The organism is Kocuria sp. ZOR0020, assembly GCF_000800955.1.
Classification (GTDB): domain Bacteria; phylum Actinomycetota; class Actinomycetes; order Actinomycetales; family Micrococcaceae; genus Kocuria; species Kocuria subflava.
In genome coordinates this window covers 1-3,960 of sequence record NZ_JROX01000200.1, presented here as the reverse complement: position 1 = coordinate 3,960, position 3,960 = coordinate 1, and the positions used below count along the sequence as shown (strand labels likewise).

General features: G+C 62.4%; 2 protein-coding genes. Both read left to right on the top strand.

Annotated elements, in window-relative coordinates; genetic code table 11:
* The first annotated feature begins 355 nt into the window (after positions 1–355).
* Entirely contained in the window at positions 356–2,194 is a 1,839-nt protein-coding gene (gene ilvD, locus L979_RS11455; RefSeq protein WP_047692345.1) for a dihydroxy-acid dehydratase, read from the top strand.
* Between the two features lie 214 nt (positions 2,195–2,408).
* Positions 2,409–3,890 (top strand): sodium:alanine symporter family protein, encoded by a 1,482-nt coding sequence (locus L979_RS11450; protein ID WP_047692344.1) that lies wholly within the window; start codon positions 2,409–2,411, stop codon positions 3,888–3,890.
* Positions 3,891–3,960 lie beyond the last annotated feature (70 nt).

Genomic DNA, 3,960 nt, shown 5'->3' with positions numbered 1-3,960 from the left:
GGCTGCCCCTGGTACTGCGGCTGCTGGTACTGGGGCTGCTGCGGGGCGGGCCGCTGGTACTGGGGCGGACCGCTGTACTGAGGTGCACCCTGGTACTCGGGGTTGCGCGGAGGGGGGAACTGGTTGCTCACGTGGTGCCTCTCGGAGCGGATTTTCATTAGCAAATGTTGATGTTCAGATTAGCGGGCCGCTCGGCTTCGTGCCAATGTTGTGGTGGGCGTGTGGGGTTGAAGGCGCCAACATGACGGAACAAGGCGTTCGTCGTCGTGGTTGGCGTGGAGTATCGGTGGTGGCCGTGCCCCAACACCGGGCCACCGCCCGCACGTCGAATGAGCTTGGATCTTGAGGAGTCACCGTGCCGCAGCTGCGTTCTGCCACATCAACCACCGGCCGCAACATGGCAGGGGCTCGCGCACTGTGGCGTGCCACGGGCATGGGCAGCGAGGACTTTGGCAAGCCCATCGTGGCCATTGCCAACTCCTTCACCCAGTTCGTCCCGGGTCACGTGCACCTCAAGGACATGGGTCAGTTGGTGGCGTCAGCGGTTCAGGAAGCCGGCGGTGTGGCCAAGGAGTTCAACACCATTGCCGTGGATGACGGAATCGCCATGGGCCACGACGGCATGCTCTACTCCCTGCCCAGCCGCGACATCATTGCGGATTCTGTGGAGTACATGGTCAATGCGCACTGCGCGGACGCCCTGGTGTGCATCTCCAACTGCGACAAAATCACCCCCGGCATGCTCATGGCTGCCATGCGGCTGAACATTCCCACCATCTTTGTCTCCGGTGGTCCCATGGAATCCGGTGAGGGCGTTGAGGGCGTGGTGGAGCACCGCGTGGATCTGGTGGATGCCATGGTCATGGCCGTGGACGAATCCGTCACCGATGCCCAGCTGGCTCTGATCGAGGAGAGTGCTTGCCCCACCTGCGGCTCCTGCTCCGGGATGTTCACCGCCAACTCCATGAACTGTCTGACCGAGGCCCTGGGCCTGTCCCTGCCGGGCAATGGCACCACACTGGCCACCCACGCCAACCGCAAGCGGCTGTTCCTGGAGGCCGGGCGCCGCATTGTGGAATCGGCCAAGAAGTACTACCACGACGACGACGAATCCGTGCTGCCCCGCTCCATCGCCAACAAGACGGCGTTCAACAACGCCATGGCGCTGGACATTGCCATGGGCGGTTCCACCAACACGGTGCTGCACATCCTGGCCGCGGCTCAGGAAGCCGGTGTGGATTTCTCCATGTCAGACATTGACGCGCTGTCCCGGCGGGTGCCGTGCCTGGCCAAGGTGGCTCCGAACTCCACCAAGTACCACATCGAACACGTGCACCGGGCCGGTGGCATCCCCGCCATCCTGGGGGAGTTGCGCCGTGCCGGGCTGTTCGACGACTCCGTCTCTGCGGTGCACTCGCCCACCATGGGTGAGGCCCTGGATGAGTGGGACATCCGCTCCGGGAAGGCTTCTGAGGAGGCCAAGCAGTTCTTCCTGGCTGCACCCGGTGGTGTGCGCACCACGCAGGCCTTCTCCCAGGCCAATGAATACGAATCCCATGACGTTGATGCCGCTGAAGGCTGCATCCGGGACCTGGAGCACGCTTACACCGCAGAAGGTGGCCTGTGCGTGCTGTTCGGCAACATTGCCGAGGACGGGGCCATCATCAAGACAGCGGGCATCGACCCGGAGCTCTTCCACTTCGAGGGCAAGGCGTTTGTGGTGGAGTCCCAGGACGAGGCCGTGTTCGAGATCCTCTCCAAGAACGTGCAGGAGGGGGACATTGTGGTGATCCGCTACGAAGGCCCCAAGGGCGGTCCCGGCATGCAGGAAATGCTGTACCCCACCTCCTACCTCAAGGGCCTGGGCCTGGGGAAGAAGTGCGCGTTGATCACGGACGGCCGGTTCTCCGGAGGCACCTCCGGGCTGTCCATCGGCCACATGTCCCCGGAGGCCGCCGCCGGTGGCGCCATCGCGTTGATTGAAACCGGGGATCCCATTGTGATCGACGTGAAGAACCGCGTGCTCAAGGTGGACGTGGACGACGCCGAGTTGGCGCGTCGTCGTGAAGCCAAGGGTGCCCTGCCCTGGAAGCCGGCCAAGGAACGCGAGCGCAAGGTCTCGGCTGCCCTGCGCGCTTACGCCTCCATGGTGACTTCTGCGGACAAGGGTGCCGTGCGGGTGATCCCGGAGTAGTTTCAACTGCCGCCACCCAAGCCGGTGGCAGTTTGGTACGTCATCAAACCCTGATGACGTACCAAACTGCCATCGGCTTGATTTGTGTCCGGCGTTGTGGCTTCTCACCTGCGTGAAACAACCTGGACAAGCATGCTGATGTACAGTGCGCCGGTCGGGTGCAAGCGTCCATGGTCTGCCCCCGTTTTCTGTCCCTCTCACCATCGGAGGAACCGTGGAACAGCTCATTGACCTGGTCGGCGTCGTCGACACCTGGATCTGGTACTTCGTTTTCATCATCTTGGTCGGGTCCGGTGTTTTCCTGACCATCCGCACCCGCGCCGTGCAGTGGCGCTCCATCCCGGAGATGTTCCGTGTCTTGGGGGATCCTCCCGGGGAGGACCCGGACGGCAAGAAGGGCATATCTTCCTTCCGTGCCTTCACCGTCTCCGCGGCCTCTCGCGTGGGAACGGGCAACATTGCCGGTGTTGCCCTGGCCATCAGCCTGGGTGGCCCAGGCGCCGTGTTCTGGATGTGGTTCATCGCTGCCATCGGCGGTGCCAGTGCCTTTGTGGAGTCCCTGTTGGGTCAGCTCTACAAGCGCACCGGACATCACGGCTACTACGGCGGTCCGGCGTACTACATGACGCACGGGCTCAACAAGAAGTGGATGGGTGCACTGTTCGCGGTCATCATCACCGTGACTTATGCGTTTGTGTTCAACTCCGTGCAGTCCAACGCTATTGTGGATTCGCTGGCGGGCTCCTTCGACGTCGACACCACCTCCCCGGACAGCATGATGTTCAAGGTTCTTGTTGGACTCGCCATTGTGGTTCTCACGGCGCTGATCATCTTTGGCGGTATTCGTCGTATCTCGGCGTTCACCCAGGCGATCGTGCCAATCATGGCGATTCTGTATGTGATTCTGGGTTTGTTGGTGGTCGTTCTCAACATCACCGAGGTCCCCAACATGATCGCGGACATCGTCCTGGGTGCATTCGGCGTGCGGGAGTTCGCCGTCGGCAGCCTTTTCGGCGTGTTCATGCTGGGCATGCAGCGCGGGTTGTTTTCCAATGAGGCTGGCATGGGTTCGGCTCCCAATGCCGGTGCCACTGCCTCCATCTCCCACCCCGCCAAACAGGGCTACGTCCAGTCCTTGGGTGTCTACTTTGACACCTGGCTGATCTGCTCCATGACCGCGTTCATCGTGCTGCTCTCCAACCCAACCGTTGGGGAGAGCGCACAGGGTGCGGCCCTCACTCAGTCGGCGCTGGCAGCACAGTTGGGAGATTGGGCGATCCACTTCCTGACGATCTCAATCTTCCTGTTCGCCGTCTCCTCCGTGATCGGCAACTACTTCTACGGTGAAGCCAACATCATGTTCCTCACGGGCTCCCGCGGTGCCATGTTGGCCTTCCGCATCACGGTGCTCGTGTTCGTGATGATGGGCGCGGTGGCCGCGCTTGAGCTCGTGTGGGCGCTAGCCAATGTGTCTATGGCCTTGATGGTCACCATCAACTTGATTGCAGTTGTACTGCTCTCGGGCGTGGCGGCCAAGGTCCTCAAGAACTACGAGGCCCAGCGCCGCCGTGGCGAGGAGCCCGTGTTCACCGGTTCCGACGTCCCCGGTCTGACCGGCCTGGACGCCTGGGACGGTTCCGACCGCGTCACCACCAGCATGTTCTGGACCCAGCAGCTCAAGAAGGTCAAGCGCTGACCCCTTGACCTCGGGTTCCTGAAACCCCAGTACGACGACGCCGGCCGCTCACCTCATCATGTGAGCGGCC